The organism is Pseudoalteromonas sp. GW168-MNA-CIBAN-0100, from assembly GCF_040309225.1.
GTDB lineage: Bacteria > Pseudomonadota > Gammaproteobacteria > Enterobacterales > Alteromonadaceae > Pseudoalteromonas > Pseudoalteromonas arctica.
In genome coordinates, this window is sequence record NZ_JBEOOL010000090.1 from 1 (window position 1) to 575 (window position 575).

A 575-nucleotide genomic window follows, 5' to 3' on the forward strand; every position below is an offset into this window, starting at 1 on the left:
CATACTTTTCCTAATGGCAATCATTACTCAAAGAACTTTTACCCTAGCGAGCTTATGTCCAGAGGCGGGTTATGTATTTAACTCGCCTTTGCCCCAAAGTGAGTTAACATAAATACCCTAAGGGCAGGTTTAATATTAAATAGCTCTATACAAATGACGAATGTTAGCCGATAGATACAAGTTAAGGTGAGCGCGCACAGTGAAATTGTGTTCTTCTTACAATTTTAAGTGTGTAAATAATTTAAAATACCACAGTCCCTAATGGTTTTGTCTTGGTCACACGATGACGCCATATTTTCGAGTGATGACTTTAATACGTTTAGCTCTTCAATGCGAATAATGACGTCTGATAAATGCTTAGCTATTAACGTATTGATATTTGAACAGCTCTGATCTGGCCTCGAACGACTGTCCATTAGCGTTTTTACTTCCATGATAGACATATCCAATGAACGACACTGTTTGATAAACAGGAGTTGTTCAATAGTCCCCTTGTCGTAGACACGATAATTTCCACTTGAGCGCTTAAGCTCAGGCAAGAGCCCCTTCTTTTCATAAAAACGAATGGTCTGAAT

The 575-nt window shown here is 38.4% G+C and carries 1 protein-coding gene; it reads right to left on the reverse strand.

The genetic code is table 11. From position 1 onward, the window contains the following. Positions 1 to 224 precede the first annotated feature (224 nt). A partial coding sequence (locus tag AAEY62_RS20145) for a MerR family transcriptional regulator (protein ID WP_350635936.1) occupies positions 225 to 575 on the reverse strand: 351 nt, incomplete at its 5' end.